This window comes from Phascolarctobacterium succinatutens, from assembly GCF_023497905.1.
Taxonomy (GTDB): domain Bacteria; phylum Bacillota; class Negativicutes; order Acidaminococcales; family Acidaminococcaceae; genus Phascolarctobacterium_A; species Phascolarctobacterium_A succinatutens.
The window spans coordinates 1,243,664-1,260,374 of sequence record NZ_CP097284.1; the positions used below are offsets into that span (position 1 = coordinate 1,243,664).

Sequence of the window (16,711 nt, forward strand, 5' to 3'; positions counted from 1 at the left end):
GTTAATCTTCCTTCTTCAATGCAGTCATTACATATACAGGGTTTTGTGCCATCATCAGGTTGTAGCTGCCCAGATGCTTGCTGCGCGCTACAAACACATTGACGATTTCCAGACTGTAAGCGGGATGCTCCTTGTAATAAGCAGCAACCTCTGCCAGAGTTTCTACCGTAATGGCATTGATTACAACACGGCAGTTACTGTTCTTGGCATAAATTACATCCAGCATTTCACACAAATCGCCGCCGCTGCCGCCTACGAAAACACAATCGGGAGCAGGCATGGCTTTGATGTTTTCCAAAGCCTCACCAGCAATAACCTCCAGATTGTCAACGCCAAATAAGGCCTTGTTCTTTCCGAGGAGCTCAACGGCAACAGGGTTGCGCTCAAATGCCCAAACCTTACCTTGGCTGGCCAGCAGAGCCAGCTCAATGGAGCAGGAGCCTGTACCGGCACCGATGTCATAAATCAAATCCGTAGCCTTCGGCTGCAGCTTGGACATCGATACGCTGCGTACCTCCTGTTTGGTCATAGGCACCTTGCTGCGCTGGAACAGGTCATCGGCAAGGCCGTGTACGGTAGAGGTAAAGCTTTGCGCATCCTCGTTCAAAATCATCATTACGGACAAGGACGGGAAATCCAAGGCACTAATTTCTTCCGCCGTACCGCTGGTGATTTTTTCTTCGGGATACGAAAGGTTTTCACCGACATAGACCTTAACCTGACCAAGACCATGCTCACACAACTGTGCGCACAGCTTTTGCGGAGAATTTTCTCCGCCGGTCAAGGAAAATACCTTTTTGTTACGGGCAACTGCCGCTACCAGATTTTGCGTACGTCCGTGCATGCTGACGATTTTGGCGTCATCCCAGGACAGCTGCAGCTTGGAGGAAAAATACACCAGGCTGCTGATGCCGCAGTAGCGGACACATTCACAATCCGGCAGCTTACCGCTGATGGTTTTGGCGAGGCTGAAAAAGCCTACATCGCCGGAAACCAGCACCGCCAGCACATCCTTATCAGGCTGTGCCTGCGCTGCAATCTCAGCAATAGCAGCAGTTTTGATTGTATCATATACAGTTTTGCTGCTGTCTGCAAAAGCAGCCAGCATGCGTTTGTCGCCAATCAAGATATTACTTGAGGCAATAGCCTGACGTGCTTCGCCGGTCAGCAAATTGGGATTACCGGGGCCGATACCGACGATGTTTACGCGTAATTTTTGCGACATAGGAAGCAAGCCTCCTTTTTATTTATATCAATTACCGGCAGCAAAATGCTGCTTGAGGTAATCAACAATCTCACTATAACCGGCACCGGTTTCCTCCTGTGCACGGCCGATGACTATCAGCTTGGCGCCGGCAGCAGCCGCTGCCTCCACCTTTTCGTCAAAGCCGCCGACAGCACCGGAATCCTTGGTCACCATAAACTTGCTGCCATACTTTTTCAGCATAGCGACATTCAGCTCTTTGCTGAACGGTCCCTGCATACAGATAATATGCGCAGGCTTGTAACCAAGCTTAAGAGCAATCTGCAGGCTGCTTTCCAGCGGCAGGATACGCAAAACGATACGCTCGGCGTAATCATGCACAGCGGTGAAGTCCGGCAGATTCTTGCTTCCGGTAGTCAGGAAGATGCCGCCGTCCAGATGATTCAGAAGCTCAACTGCTTCCGCAAAATCGTGAACGGTAATGTAATCGCCGCCCTCGCCCGACGGACGCACCAGGCGCAGATATTCAACCTGCTCTGTGCTGCAGGCCTCCTGCACCGTTGCGGTAACAACGGTAGCATAAGGATGCGTAGCGTCGATAACGCAGGCAGGGCGATGCTCCCGAATAAAGGCACGCATAGCCGCAAGGTCCATACGCTCTGCCATAACGGTCATTCCCGGCTGCGGCTCAATTAAGGACGCACCGTAATCCGTAGCAACAGAAACATACAGCTCCACCGGCAGCTTAGCCAGCTCCTTAATCAGGCGGCGTCCCTCACTGGTACCGCCGATAAGCCAGATTACCGGTTTCATGCCAGCTTGTAACCACGCGGGGTTACCATACGGCCATTAATTACTTCGGTCTGGGTGTTGCCGATAATAACGGTAGAGAACATATCTACCTGTTTATCGCGCAGCTCTGCCAGAGTAGTCAGTTCAAAATCCTGACCATCGCGGCCGATGTTGCGTACAATGCCTGCAGGAATGGTACCGGGCTGATTTTTCAGCATGATATCGCAAGCCTTTTGCAGGTAATCATGACGCTTGTGGCTGGAAGGATTGTACAGGCAGATGCAGAAATCGCCTTTGGAAGCGCAGTCAAGACGCTTCTCGATTTTTTCCCACGGAGTCAGCAAATCGCTGAGGGAAATCAGGCAGAAGTCACTGATCAGCGGTGCGCCCAATACAGCAGCGCCGGAGCATGCTGCTGTAATGCCGGGAACAACCTCGATTTCAATTTCGGGATGATCCTTGGCAACCTGGCACATAATGCCTGCCATGCCGTAAACGCCTGCGTCGCCGCTGGAAATCATAGCAACGGTTTTGCCCTTCAGAGCTTCGTCCAGAGCCAGCTTGCAGCGGTCAACCTCTTTACGCATGCCGTTGGAGAGAAATTCCTTCTCCTTGAAATCTTCCTTAATCAGGTTAACATATACATTGTAGCCTGCAATAACATCGCAGGACTTCAGTGCGTCGTAAGCTCTTTTGGTCATTTGCTCTACGCCGCCGGGGCCAAGGCCCACAACAAATAATTTACCCATTATCTCGTCTCCTTAATCAGTCTTCAATCCAGTTCTGGCAAAATCCAGGACCAGGTTTTCGGCTGCAACAGCCAGAGTCACACCATTCAGACTTGTCTTGCGCAGCAGCAGCCTGCCGCCCTTGCTGTCTTTCACAGCACTGCGCTCGCATACGTTGCTTACACCAACTACGCTCTGCACAAAGGCCGACGGCGTGAAATCGCCTGCTACGCTGTTCAATTCATCGGCTGAATAGAAATTAGCAGCAAAGTTATATTTTTTGGCAAAGGCCAGTAAACCCTGCTCGTCTTTTTTCAAATCTACGCTAGCGATTGCCACAACGGAACGCTTGTCCAGCTGCAGCTTTTCCAGCTCCGGCAGTACCAGAGCTTCAATATTTTCCAAAGGCGTATTGCGACGGCAGCCGATTCCCAGATGCACAATCTTGGGAAGCAGGCGCACCGTAGTAGCAAACGGCTGCAAATGCTTTTGCAGCGTAACAGCCATGCCGACAGGCAGGCTGCTGTCCTCAACTACCAGCTTGGGCAGAGAACCTGTAAGCTGAAATTCCTTATCATAATACAGGCCTACCTTTTCATCACCCACCAGTGCTGCGGCAAAATCCTTGGCTGCTGCCAAAGAGCACAGCACCATGCGGTTGCGGGCCGCCCATTCGTCAACAGCGAAAAGGCCGTTGACATCTGTCGCCGTAGTTACGCAGGCAGTTGCGCCCAGCGCTGCCGCCAGACAACGCGAAAGCTCATTGGCTCCGCCGATGTGACCTGCAAGCAGAGGAATAACAAAGCTGCCGCGTTCGTCTACCGAAATAACCGCAGGGTCCGTCAGCTTGCTTTTGATAAAGGGCGCGATAGTACGCACCGCAATACCAACAGCGCCGACGTAAACCAACGCCTGACATTTGTTGAAAACAGCTGCGCAGGCACCGTTATGGTCCGGCAGCATCGGGGCAATGCCCGTCTGCTCCGCATATTTCGCTACAGTCTGCAGCTCCGTTTCATAACCGATGCTGTGCAGATATTCGGCAACTTTTTTGCTCAGCTCCGCGCCACGCGCTGAAAAGGAAAATATAGCCGCGCGCATAGCTTATTTAACCTCGGGCTTAACGTCCAGTTTAGTCGGGTCTGCTTCACGGAAGCCGTGAGCGAAGGTCGGGTTGTACAGCTCGCTGCGGTCATAAGCATTGCCCAGGAAGCCGCCGACAGTAATCAGCGCAGTTTTGTTGATACCGTATTTAGCAGCGTTTTCTGCCAGGGTACCAACGGTGCAGCGGATAACCATTTCATCCGGCCAGGATGCTTTGTAAACAATAGCAGCCGGAGTATCGTTTCTGTAACCGCCTCTTACGAGCTCGGTCTGCAGTTTTTCCAGCATGCCGCTGCTCAGGAAAATAACCATAGTTGCCTTGTGGGAAGCATAATCAGCAATCTTCTGATGGCTCGGAACCGGAGTACGGCCTTCCATACGGGTGATAATAACGGATTGGCTTACGTTCGGCAGAGTGTATTCAGCCTTCAGGCAAGCAGCAGCAGCGCAGAAGGAGCTTACGCCGGGAACAACCTCGTAGTCAAGGTTGTAGCTGCGCAGCAGGTCAATCTGCTCGCGATGTGCACCGTAAATGCTGGGGTCACCGGTGTGCAGGCGTACAACCAGCTGGCCTGCCTGAGCTGCGGGAACCATAGCAGCAATAACCTCTTCCAAGGTCATGGTTGCGCTGTTCATAATAGTACATTCCGGTTTGCAGTATTTCAGCAATTCCGGGTTAACAAGGGAGCCTGCGTAAATAACCAGGTCAGCCTTTTCCAAAAGCTCTTTACCTTTTACAGTAATTAAATCAGCTGCACCGGGACCAGCACCAATAAAATAGATCATTATTCATCAAACTCCTTTTCTTTAACCAATATTACAGAGAAATAGCTGCTCTTAGGATCTACTTCTTCAAGGTTACGATAGATTTTTTCACCCGGCAGGCCGCATCTTTCAACCATACCGGAATTTTTAATGAGCTTACGCTCGCGCAGCTCGTCAACTACACGGCCGATTTCGCTTGCAGATTTCATCAGCACCTTGTTGCCAGGGCCATCTAGGAATGCTGCGGACTGTTTGTAGCTGCCGGGCAGAACAATCAGCGGTTCCGCTCTTTCGCACAGGGAAGTGTTCAGCTTAGCTGCAACAGCGCAGATAGAGGTTACGCCCGCAACCAGCTCTGCATCATAGCCATCCTTCAGCACCAGCTTATGAACGTAAATGCAGGTTGCATATACGGTAGGACAGCCAAGAGTGATGAATACAACGTTTTTGCCTTCATCAAGCAGCTTTTCAATAGCATCGGCACCCTCGCGGTGTGCTTTGTCCATTGCTGCCATATCCTTAGTCATAGGCATATAAACAATCAGCTGGGGTTTTGCATCAAGATCTACTACGTGATTAACGATTTCCTTAGCCGTCATTACGTCGGTATCTCCCTTAGGCAATGCAACAACGTCACATTCCTTCAACAGGCGTACAGCCTTCAGGGTCATTAATTCCGGGTCTCCGGGACCGATACCAACACTATAAAGTTTGCCTCTCATTCTCTCATACTCCTTTTTGCTTATGTAGCTGGATTAATTCGTCTGCGTACTTGGTCTTGCCCAAAATGCCATAAACATTGGAAAACATCAAAGCAGCCGTTTTTATTTTGCCATGCACTCTATGCTGCATGTAAAAATCAATTTTTTCCGTAACCTTGTCCATTACAGGCTCAAAAATTTGCTCCCGTTTCAGAACCTTAGTCACCTCATCGGTAGTAAGGCAGCCGTAAATCTCACGTCCTACCTCCACCGAAGCTCCGTGGAACATCGCCTCCAGAGCAAACAGCTCCGTGCGGCAGTCCGCGTACTTGGAATGTGTATTCATTACGCCCTGCGCCACCTTCACCAGCTTACCGGAATGGCCGATAAGCAGCAAGGTTTCAAAGCCGCAGTAAACAGCATAATCCAAAAGCTCACCCACAAAGTTACTGCAGGTAACATGACCTTCAAGGTCAAGCTTCATTTCATCGCGGGTAAAATCCTCGCCGTAGTTACCGAAGAACACCAACAGATTTTTATTGCCGCGTGCCTTCTGCGCTCTGATTTCCACATACATCGTTTCAATCAGTGCCTTTTCACTCATCGGCTCAACAATGCCACTGGTTCCTAAAACCGACAGACCGCCGATAATACCAAGACGGGGGTTGAAGGTTTTCTTGGCAATTTCTACACCTGCGGGAATAGAAATCGTCAGCTTCATGCCGCCGTTATAACCGGCAGTCTCCATAGCCTTGCCAACCTCCTGCGTAATCATTCTGCGCGGCGTGGGATTAATTGCCGGTCCGCCGACAGCACATGCCAGACCTGGCTTAGTCACCCTGCCTACGCCTACGCCGCCATCCAGCTCAATACCGCTGCCATCAGTCCTTTCGGCTCTGGCATAAACCAGTACACCGTTAGTATCATCAGGATCGTCACCGGAATCCTTGCGGATTGCGCAGCTGACGTAATCCGGAGTCATCTCTACATCCAAAGGCTCGAGATCAAGTACGATGCCCTTGGGAGTGTCAATGCGCACAGTTTCAACGCGCTCGCCTGTCAGCAGCATGATTACTGCTGCCTTAGATGCGGCCGTTGCACAGCTGCCGGTAGTATAACCACAACGCAAAACCTTTCCTTGCGAAAACTGATATTCTTCCAAAGTGCAGCTCCTTCACAATTAATTTTCCCATCTGATAGGGATTATCAATAATAAAAAAAGACTTCTGCCGAATCCGACAAAAGCCATAAAGACAGAATTAACTAATGACAATTATTCCATGCAATTAGCAAACTCAACTGCCTCCATCACCCGTGGATTCAGAATAAAGCATGGGCTGACTGCTGACTTAGACACAAGGCCTTCACAGCGGCGGGACCGTCAGGAGTTAACCATCTTGTCAATTAAGAATGAATCACCCACACCAATAACCTGTTTTATTATATCATAAATAAATAAAATTTCCAATACTTTGCATAAGAAAAAGCAGATAAGCCGAAGCCTATCTGCTTGAAACTCTTAGAGAACACGGCAAGCGCCGTAATAACGTGCGCCCCAATAGCCGGTAAATGCGGAAGAAACAGTTACGCCGGTGCTGGTGCCTGCATGAATGAAGTTGCCGTCACCAACATAAATACCAACATGAGAAGCACCCGGTTCATATGTGGTAAAGAAAATCAAATCGCCGGGACGAAGCTGGCTCATGGAAATCTGACGGCCGGAGTAGAACTGGCTGTCAGCCATACGCGGCAGATATATACCGGCTCTGGCAAATGCATACTGGGTAAAGCCAGAGCAGTCAAAACCATAAGGAGTAGTTCCACCAAATACATATGGAGTACCGATGACACTGTAAGCAGAACGCAGTACGTTGCGTACAACGGAATTGCTACGATTAGGAGGCATCTCCCTGTTCATCAGCGCTCTATAAGTAGCTGATCCTACAATACCATCAACCTCTAATCCTTTATCAGCTTGGAAGTTTTTAACAGCTCTTTCAGTTTCGGGACCGAAATCACCATCTATATTATTAATAGAATAACTTAATTCTAGCAATCTCTTTTGAATCGCCACTACTTCCTGCCCATTGTCTCCGCGTTGGAAGGAAGCCAAAGCTGTTACAGCACAGCTTAAACTAAACAAAACTGTCATACAGAAAACTAATACTTTGCGTTTGACCACTGGCACCTACATCCTTTCTTCTTTTTTAAGACATACTTATTATACCACAAAATACCGTTTCTGTAAAATGCTAATTTGTTATAATATTAATGCGCTTATTTTGCTTTATTTTCGTTTATTTTGTTACAGTTCTGCAGATGGCGCGCCACTAAATATAGTGGTCTATGCTTGATTTCTTCAAAGATACGCCCAATATATTCGCCCAGGATACCTATCCCTACAAGCTGAATTCCTCCAAGAAACAAAACACTGACTGTAGTAGTTGCCCACCCCGGAACGGCATCGTTGGTCACAAATTTCACATAAAAAACATGGCCCAAAAGCAGAATACTGCACATACCGAAAACAATACCGATGTAAAAAGCCCAGCGCAAAGGCAGGTTGGAAAAGGCTGTAATACCGTCCAGCGCAAAGTGCAGCATCTTGTGCAGGTTGAACTTGGAACGTCCCGCAAAGCGTGGCGGTGCTACAAATTCCACCACAGCAACGTGAAAGCCGAGTGTATTTACCAGACCGCGTATAAAACGCGCACGCTCGCGGTACAGCTTGAAGGCATCAACCGCAATTCTGTCCATCAGACGGAAATCACTGCCGCCGGGAGTAATTTCTACTTTAGATAAGGTGTTGATAAGCTTATAGTAGGCTGCGGATGTCAGGTTCTTGAAGAAGCCCGCATCCTCCGTAGCCATGCGCTTGGTCTGCACAATCTCGTTGCCTGCTTCCCAAAGGCGCAAAAGCTCGGGAATCAGCTCAGGCGGATGCTGCAAATCTCCATCCATCGTAATAACCGCGTCACCGTCGGCATGATCAAGGCCACAGGTAAGCGCCATCTGGTGACCGTAGTTACGGCTCAAAAGATAGGCCTCCACATGCTCGTCCTGCGCCGCCAGCTCTGCCAGAATCAGCGCGCTGCTGTCACGCGAACCGTCGTCAACAAAGATAATATTGTAATCATAGGCTTCCTGCTGCATAACAGCGGTAGCATGCTTGTGAAATTCGTGCAGGTTATCTTCTTCATTAAATACCGGCACTACCAAAGAAACTTTTTTCTTCATTATATTACACCACTTATTCTTCTGCCAAAAAATCTGCTCAAATAAAATCAGACAAAAAAGGCTGCCATCAGGCAGCCGTTTTGCAAGGTATGAGTACTCAATAAGCCGAGTTCTGTTCCGCGAAGCGGTGATGATCATTTATCTAGTCTTACAGTTACCTGCAAGCTCAAGCGACACAACCCGGAAGGCTCAGCGGGCAGCTTCATCCCTCCCCTATTTGGTCTTGCTCCGGATGGGGTTTACCTAGCCGGCCTGTTACCAGACCGCTGGTGCGCTCTTACCGCACCGTTCCACCCTTACCTGCAAATGCAGGCGGTACACATTTCTGTGGCACTATCCCTGAGGTCACCCTCGCCGGACGTTATCCGGCATCCTGCCCTGTGGAGCTCGGACTTTCCTCATCTGACTTAAAGCCAGCCGCGATCATCTTTCGTACTCAACTGTAGATTTTAGCATATTTATTCCGCTTAGTCAATAGCAGCGGCTGCAGTATTATTGTCGCAAAGCATACTGAAATCAAACTGAACTGTCACGAAGCTTCCCCCAAATGTTTTTCTACCCAAAGCAAACCTGCCGGCTGACTCACGTCAGGCGGCAGGCCCATAAACGCTTTATTCAGTTGTCGCAGGTTTAATTATGCTTCCTTATGTTCAGCGATAATTTTTTCTGCCATCTTAGGCGGAACGTCTTCGTAATGGTCGAATTTCATTTCGAAGGTTCCCTGACCTTGGGTAATTGCGCGGAGGTCTACGGCATATTCCGAAATCTCTGCATAGGGTACCTGAGCATTAACTACGCTCAAGCCGTCTTCTACGCTCTGCATACCGAGAATGCGACCGCGTTTAGAGTTCAAATCGCCGATAACATCGCCCATCATAGAATCGGCACAGGTTACGTTTAAGCTGTAAATAGGCTCAAGCAACACCGGCTTGCATTGTTCCATGGCCTTCTTGAAGGCGATATTGGAAGCAGTTTTAAATGCCATTTCAGAGGAATCGACAGTATGATACGAACCATCAAGCAGGGTGATACGCATATCTACAACCGGATAGCCTGCAAGGATACCCTTTTCCATAGCTTCGCGCATACCCTTTTCAACAGCAGGGATATATTGGCGAGGTACTGCGCCACCGAAAATCTTATCTACAAACTCAAATCCACCTCCGGGCGGCAGGGGTTCCATTTTAATAACTACGTGACCATACTGGCCATGACCGCCGGACTGTTTCTTGTGCTTGCCTTCTACTTCGGCAGAGCCACGAATAGTTTCGCGATATTCGATAATCGGTGCTTTGAGAACAGCCTCAACACCAAATTTACGCTGCATACGCTCCATGATTATATCAATGTGCTGGTCGCCCATACCGCTGATTAAGGTTTCCTTGGTAACAGGGTTCTTGGTAACGATAATCGTCGGGTCTTCATCCATCAGACGATTCAGAGCGGACATGATCTTGTCCTCATCACCCTTTTTCTTCGGGTAAATTGCTCTGGTGTACATCGGCAGCGGGAAGTTAATGGGCGGGAATTCAACCTCAGAATTCTTGTCGCAGAGGGTGTCACCGGTAGAGGTATATTGCAGCTTGGCAACTACACCGATATCACCGGCAGGAACCTGCTTCATAGGAATCTGAGCCTTACCACGCATTGTGAAGATGTTAGCAATACGCTCTTCTTCTTCACGGCGGGAGTTATAAACTACGCTATCTGCTTTAATTGAGCCTGAGAATACACGGAAATAACTTAGACGGCCAACAAAGGGGTCGGAAGTTGTCTTAAATACCAACGCTGCCATCGGAGCATTGGCGTCACGCACTTCTTCTTCGCCGGTTTCTTTATCCATAACGATATAGTCGTTCAAAATTGCCGGATAGGTAAAGTCGATGATAGCGTTCATCAACCGACCAAGACCAATGTTCTTGTAGGCACTGCCGCAAAGCATAGGATAGATGATAGCCTGACGAATGCCCTTAATCAGACATTTCATAATTTCCTCGTCGCTAATCTCTTCTCCTTCCAAATAACGCATCATGCAATCGTCATCTGCTTCAACCGCAGCCTCTACCATCTTTTCGTGGGCAGCAGCAGCAGCCTCTTTATACTCATCCGGAATCTCTATTTCATCGGAGCCATTACCGTTGGTACGATAGGCCTTCATTTTGTAAAGGTCTATAATACCCTGGAAGTTTTCCTCCTTGCCCAAAGGCAGCTGTAACGGCAGTACATGCTTACCGAACTTACCACGCAGGTTATCCAAAATGCTATCAAAATCAGCGTTCTCACGATCCATCTTGTTGACAAAAATGATACGCGGCAAACCGGCTTCTTCAGCCAGCTTCCAGCATTGTTCGGTACCAACCTGTACACCGCTGGTTGCGCAAACCACGATCAACGCACTGTCTACTGCTCTAAAAGCTCCTTTGACCTCGGCAACGAAGTCAGCAAAGCCGGGAGTGTCGATGAAGTTAATCTTGGTATCACGCCATTCAACAGGTGCCAAAGTGGCGTTAACGGAGACCTTACGTTTGATTTCCTCGGGTTCATAGTCAGTGGTGGTAGCACCGTCTTCAACCTTGCACATTCTGCTGATTGCTCCGCTGCGATACAGCAGGGCTTCGGTAACGGACGTGGTTCCTGCTCCACCATGACCCACAATGGCCACATTTCTAATCTTATCTCCAGTGTACTCTTTCATGATAAATCCCCCTTTATCAGGCATTTGTTATGATAAGTATTTCGCTGATATTGCCCATTTATCCTGCTTTTTGTGAAAAATTTCTCATAATTTTTTAAATTCACTTAAAATTGTAACGCATATTACAGTTTTTCGGGAGAAGGCAGGATTAGGCGAAAAAATCCGACGCACCGTTCCCACAGCACGTCGGATTTGCTTTATTCATCAAACAATATTCACTTTACCATCTTTTGCTACTGAGCCAGTATTCACCGCGAAGCAAGGCCAGCACGGTAAACAGCTCCAAGCGTCCCAAAAGCATAGCCAACGCCAGCGTAAGCTGTCCCATACCGGTAACACCGGCATAGTTACCCGTAGCACCGATACTGCCAAACGCAGGACCGACACTGGAAATACAGGAGGCCACGCCGAAAACTGCCTCATCTACATCTACACCGCTTAAGCATAGCAGCATAGTTAAAATTGCGATAACCAGAACATAAACGAAAAAGAAACGGCTGACGTTGATAATCGTTTCTGTCGGCAGACGTCTTTTAGCGTAGTAAACGTTGAGCAGCATCTGCGGATGCATAGTGCGACGCAGCTCCGCCATAACTGTTTTCAGCAGTACGATAAAACGGCAGACCTTAATACCGCCGGCAGTAGAACCTGCGCAGCCGCCTGTCAGGAAGGTTACAGCCAAAATCAGCTTAGAGAAAGACGGCCACTGGTCGTAGTCCGCCGAAACATAACCCGTGGTACTGCCGAAGGAAGCCACCTGGAAGAAAGCCTCGCGTACGCCGTCTGCCACGCTGTAGCCATTCACCATAATGATGTTGATGCTGATTAAAACAGTGAAAATAGTCAGCAACACAATGTAGCTTTTGAATTCCAGATCATGCCACAAAACCTTCAGGCCGATTTGCGTAACCTGATAGTATAAGGCGAAGTTGCCTGCCGCCAAAATCATAAACAGACCAGTAACAATCTCAATACCCGCACTGTGAAAATGCGCAATGCTGTCATTATAGGTAGAAAACCCGCCTGTAGCAATCGCAGAGCAGGCATGATTGACAGCATCATAGGTGCTCATGCCCAAAATTGCCAACATACCGGTAAGAATAATCGTAAACAGCAGATAGATATAGAACAACGCTACTGCAGTTGTACGGATACGCGGCAGAATACGGCTGTTGGAAAAGCCGCTGACCTCTGCATTAAAAAGATACACAGCACCACCGGCAATCTGCGGCAGCAGCGCTACGAACAGCACGATGATGCCGATACCGCCAATCCAGTGCGTCAGCGTACGCCACAAAAGCAAGCTGCGCGATACTATGTCAAGATTGGCAATCGCCGTTGCGCCGGTAGTGGTCAGTCCGGACATACTTTCAAAGTAGGCGGCGGCGGGATTCAAAATGCCGTCAAAGCAATAAGGCAGCGCGCCCAGGGCAGCAGCCAAAAGCCATGAAAAGAATACCGTGCCGATACCCTCGCGCACGGATAAATTGCGTGCTCCTCTACCGTCACCATAATAATCAAAGATCCTGGCCAAAATAACAGCTACCGCTATGGAAAAGATAAAGGTTCTGGAGGTAGCATATTCGCCGTAAACAACAGACATCAAAAGCGGCAACAGCTGTGCAATTGCCAGGCCGGCAGAAATTTTTCCCAGGAGATATATTATAACCTTTGCATTCATCTTCTATACCTCCTGCCGTTACCAATTCTGCTTATCGCGCCAAAAATCCGGGCGCATGATAACCAGCAGCGTAAAAATTTCCAGACGTCCCAAAATCATCGCCCAAATGCTGATGAAACGTGCCCAATCCGAAAGGCTATTATAGGTAGACGTCGGGCCTACAATGCCGAAGGCCGGACCTACACTGCTCATACAGGCAGCAATCAAGCCCATTGATTCCATTATCGGTATCCCCGACAGGGAAATCAGGATAGTCAGCACAATGAATACCAAAATATACAGGAAGAAAAAACGCGTAATATTACCGACGATAATCGGGTTGATTTCGCGCTCACCCATTCTGATGGAATAAACAATGCGCGGGTGCAGGGTACGCAACAGCTCCGCCCAGCCTGCCTTCAGCAGAATAACAAGACGTGTAATCTTGATGCCGCCTGCGGTTGAACCGCTGCAGCCGCCGATGAACATCAGCATCAGCAGAACGCTGCGGCTGAAGCTTGGCCAGTTGTTATAGTCATCAGACGCATAACCTGTTGTACTACCGATAGACACAGCCTGGAAAATACTGTGACGAAGAGCGCCGTTAAAATCCATATAACCGGAAAAATACAGATTGCCACAGATAAGTGCAGCCGCTGTTGTGAGTATCAACAGATAATATCTGTGTTCGCTGTCCTGACGCACGGATGCCCAGTCACCACGCCAGATTTTATAATACAAAGAAAAGTTCATGCTGGCAATCAGCATAAAAACAATAGCAATAATCTCGACATAAACAGACCTGAAGGAGATCAGGCTGTCGTGATAATATGAAAAGCCGCCTGTCGCCATAGTTGCCAACGCCAGGTTCAATGCCTGAAATATAGGCAAGCCTGCAAGCAACAGCAAAGCAACTTCCACTGCTGTTAAAATAACATAGATTAAGAGAATCATCATAGCAGATTCCTTGATCTTCGGCAGAGTACGTTCAGCCGTACCGCCCGGAAGCTCTGCGTTGAACAGGTAGCTTGTACCGCTGTTCATCTGCGGCATGATGATAATAAACAACATGATAACGCCTATACCGCCTGTCCAGTGCGTTAAGCAACGCCAGACACGGATGCTGGGCGGAAAATCGTTAAAAGAAAGTGCGGTAGTAACACCGGTAGTAGAAAAACCGGAAACACTTTCAAAAACCGCTGCAATCGGATCCGCCGGATTTAAAAACAAATACGGCAGCGCACCCATCAGGCAGACAAGCAGCCAACCGCAGCCTACGACCGCAATGGCTTCACGCACACGCAGGCGCTGACGCGGTCTTCTGCTGCCAAAGAGGTTAAAAAGCGAAGCGATAGTGCTCGTTGTAATCAGCGTAAATATAAAAATCCATATATGCTCCCTATCTGCAAGTAATGCAGCAATCAGTGGCACCAGCAATACACAGGAAAATGCTATTGTCAGCTTGGCTAATAAACGGTTAACAAGCCTTGAATCCATAGTTAAGCGCCCCGGCCTTCAAATAACGGTACTGTAGTCTTGGAAAATTCACTTTTAATGAAGAGAATAACACGGTCATTGGCATGCAGTACAGTATTACCATTAGGAATATAGGCTTCATTACCACGTACAATAGCACACAGCAAGCATTCCGGCGGCAGGTTCATATCACGCACTGCCACACCGTCTACATCGCTGTTTTCGCCGACGATGATTTCCAGAGCCTCGGCCTGTGCGCCCTCCAGCAGGGATACTGATACAATACCACCCTTGCGGACGAAACGCAGCACCTCGCCTGCACTCAAAAGACGCGAAGACAGTACGATGTCTACGCCAACCTTTTCCATCAGCTCAATATATTCGTTACGCGCAACACGCACGATAGTTTTGCGTGCGCCCAGATGCTTGGCAAGCTGTGCCAGCAACAGGTTCAGCTTATCATCCTCAGTTAGGCAGATAACAACATCTGCTTCCGAAACGCCCTCTTCAATCAGAAGGTCGATATCGGTACCGTCACCGCACAAAACCAGACCTCGCTTCAGCTTAGCAGCCAAAAGCTGACAACGGTCCTTATCCTTTTCGATAACCTTTACCTGAATGCCCTGCTTTTCCAGCATGGGAGCCAAAAAGCGACCTGTGCGGCCTGCACCGATGATGAGAACCTTCTCCAGCTTTTCATAAGTATTGGAGAAGGAATTTTCAAACTCACGGATTGCTTCATGCTTGCCTACAAAGTAAACGTTATCGCCCGGAATTACGTAATCATTACCATGAGGAATTATCATCTGATGACGTCTGAAAACCATGGCCATCAGGATATCCTTAGGAATATTCAAATCCTTCAGCGGTATATTAACGATTGGAGAATCCTCCTTCACCTTAGCTTCGAACATGCGCACCTTGCCGTCAGCAAAGTCATCTACGTTCAATGCAGAGGGTGTCATCAGAATATGGTCGATTTCACCTGCGGTAATACGCTCAGGATTGATTACGAGGTCAATTTTCATATCATCCTTAAGCATTTCCGGCGAATGGATAGCATAATCCACGTTGCGGATACGGGCAACGGTATGCTTAATACCATGATTCTTGGCCATCAGGCAGGTCACCATATTTACTTCATCACTATCTGTGCAGGCGATAAGCACATCGGAAGCACTGATATCAGGATCAGCAAAGGTAGTAGGGTTGCAGGAGTTGCCTTCAATCGCCAGTACGTCCAAAGTATTTTGGATGACGTCCTTGCGCTTGGGGTCGATTTCTACAACTACTACATCAAACTGATCTTCAGCTAAAAGCTGTGCAATACTAAAGCCAAGCTTGCCTGCACCAGCTATTACAATACGCATTTTAGTTACTCCTTTAATACGGGAAATCCGTTAATCTCTATTACTCAAATACTGCTCTATATTATAACACAAATAGCCTTAAACGTCGACAGATGCAATTTTGACGCTGTTGACAAAGTATTAATAATATGTAAGATGGCTGTTATCATAGTAAACTGAGCAAGAGATATATCGTGCAAGGAAGAGCAATTTCAGCGAATAAGTGTCCGGAATCATCGAAGTGTTGCATTCTTGCGTGCGCATCCAAGAAGTGAGTACGCAGGGCGATGCTGATTGGCTCATGCGCGCCATGCGATAGTGTCCCAAGAAGCAAGCTCGAAGAGCGAAGCTGATTGGTTTGACACGAACCGCTAAGTGTCGCACTGTCTGAGCGCTAAGCTATCTACTATAGTAAAATCTCTTTGCATAGCGCGAGTTTTGCGACACTTCGTCTTGATTCCACACGAAATTTGAGTTAATAAATTGCTGTTGACTGAAACGATATACTCTCGCGAATAGAGAAAATAAGGTAGAAAGCTTAATCCATGCTTGTGCATCACTTTGCTCCTTCAAGCATGGCTATCTATCCCTCCAAAAATACTCCTTGCAGCAATACTTCATTAAGAAGTTGCCGCTACCGACTTTACTGCATAATCGTAGATTCTATCCTCAATCGACAAGCTGATTACATCAGCTCGTCGATACGCCTCGCCGCTTACACGTCTATGCGTCGCATAGCTCCTTTAGACGTGGCGGTTGGGCAGCCAGCCCCGCCGTTGGTCATAAGATGGCTGACGGTAAAAGAAAAAAGACATGTCACATGACATGTCTTTTTTCTAACCGGCAGCTATCTATCCTCCCAGGCCGCTTCCAGCCAAGTACTTTCGACGTATAAGGGCTTAACTACTGTGTTCGGGATGGGAACAGGTGGATCCCCTTAGCCATCACCACCGGATTATTTAATTTTGAGGTTTGTACCCTCAAAACTTCAACAGAAGAA

13 protein-coding genes, 1 rRNA gene and 1 other RNA gene are annotated in these 16,711 nt (G+C 48.3%); all 15 read right to left on the reverse strand.

The annotated features are described in order from the left end of the window. Nucleotide 1: 1 nt before the first annotated feature. The 15 genes from cbiE to rrf all read right to left on the reverse strand — a co-directional run bounded on the left by cbiE (nt 2) and on the right by rrf (nt 16,666). Nucleotides 2–1,225, reverse strand: coding sequence for a precorrin-6y C5,15-methyltransferase (decarboxylating) subunit CbiE (gene cbiE / locus M5E81_RS05905; RefSeq protein ID WP_249747023.1), 1,224 nt, complete (start codon nt 1,223–1,225; stop codon nt 2–4). Between the two features lie 27 nt (nt 1,226–1,252). After that, the gene (gene cobK, locus M5E81_RS05910) at nt 1,253–2,017 is read right to left on the reverse strand and encodes a precorrin-6A reductase (protein ID WP_009144628.1); all 765 of its coding nucleotides are present in this window, start codon (nt 2,015–2,017) and stop codon (nt 1,253–1,255) included. Further along, entirely contained in the window at nt 2,014–2,745 is a 732-nt protein-coding gene (gene cobJ / locus M5E81_RS05915) for a precorrin-3B C(17)-methyltransferase (protein ID WP_009144629.1), read from the reverse strand. Before cobJ ends, cobK begins: the two co-directional genes overlap by 4 nt. A gap of 12 nt (nt 2,746–2,757) precedes the next feature. After that, nucleotides 2,758–3,825, reverse strand: a complete 1,068-nt coding sequence (locus M5E81_RS05920; protein WP_009144630.1) for a cobalt-precorrin 5A hydrolase — start codon at nt 3,823–3,825, stop codon at nt 2,758–2,760. Between the two features lie 3 nt (nt 3,826–3,828). After that, nucleotides 3,829–4,614, reverse strand: coding sequence for a precorrin-4 C(11)-methyltransferase (cobM, locus tag M5E81_RS05925; protein ID WP_249747024.1), 786 nt, complete (start codon nt 4,612–4,614; stop codon nt 3,829–3,831). Continuing rightward, nucleotides 4,614–5,315 (reverse strand): precorrin-2 C(20)-methyltransferase, encoded by a 702-nt coding sequence (cobI, locus tag M5E81_RS05930; RefSeq protein WP_009144632.1) that lies wholly within the window; start codon nt 5,313–5,315, stop codon nt 4,614–4,616. The genes cobM and cobI overlap by 1 nt, the downstream gene beginning before the upstream one ends. Before the next feature lie 4 nt (nt 5,316–5,319). Next, nucleotides 5,320–6,456, reverse strand: coding sequence for a cobalt-precorrin-5B (C(1))-methyltransferase CbiD (cbiD, locus tag M5E81_RS05935; protein ID WP_040564573.1), 1,137 nt, complete (start codon nt 6,454–6,456; stop codon nt 5,320–5,322). Nucleotides 6,457–6,813: 357 nt separating this feature from the next. After that, nucleotides 6,814–7,446, reverse strand: coding sequence for a C40 family peptidase (locus M5E81_RS05940; protein WP_277083986.1), 633 nt, complete (start codon nt 7,444–7,446; stop codon nt 6,814–6,816). A gap of 125 nt (nt 7,447–7,571) precedes the next feature. Further along, on the reverse strand, nt 7,572–8,531 hold the full coding sequence (locus M5E81_RS05945) for a glycosyltransferase family 2 protein (protein ID WP_249747026.1): 960 nt from the start codon (nt 8,529–8,531) through the stop codon (nt 7,572–7,574). Nucleotides 8,532–8,617: 86 nt separating this feature from the next. After that, an RNA gene (rnpB, locus tag M5E81_RS05950) (RNase P RNA component class A) lies at nt 8,618–8,970 on the reverse strand. A 195-nt stretch (nt 8,971–9,165) separates the two neighbouring features. Beyond that, nucleotides 9,166–11,226 (reverse strand): elongation factor G, encoded by a 2,061-nt coding sequence (gene fusA, locus M5E81_RS05955; RefSeq protein WP_040564578.1) that lies wholly within the window; start codon nt 11,224–11,226, stop codon nt 9,166–9,168. Nucleotides 11,227–11,446: 220 nt separating this feature from the next. Then, nucleotides 11,447–12,907: a TrkH family potassium uptake protein gene (locus M5E81_RS05960; protein WP_249747027.1), complete on the reverse strand. Its 1,461-nt coding sequence runs from the start codon at nt 12,905–12,907 to the stop codon at nt 11,447–11,449. Between the two features lie 18 nt (nt 12,908–12,925). After that, nucleotides 12,926–14,383, reverse strand: coding sequence for a TrkH family potassium uptake protein (locus tag M5E81_RS05965; protein ID WP_009144638.1), 1,458 nt, complete (start codon nt 14,381–14,383; stop codon nt 12,926–12,928). A gap of 2 nt (nt 14,384–14,385) precedes the next feature. Continuing rightward, nucleotides 14,386–15,732, reverse strand: a complete 1,347-nt coding sequence (gene trkA / locus M5E81_RS05970; protein WP_009144639.1) for a Trk system potassium transporter TrkA — start codon at nt 15,730–15,732, stop codon at nt 14,386–14,388. An 817-nt stretch (nt 15,733–16,549) separates the two neighbouring features. Then, nucleotides 16,550–16,666, reverse strand: a 5S ribosomal RNA gene (gene rrf / locus M5E81_RS05975). Nucleotides 16,667–16,711 lie beyond the last annotated feature (45 nt).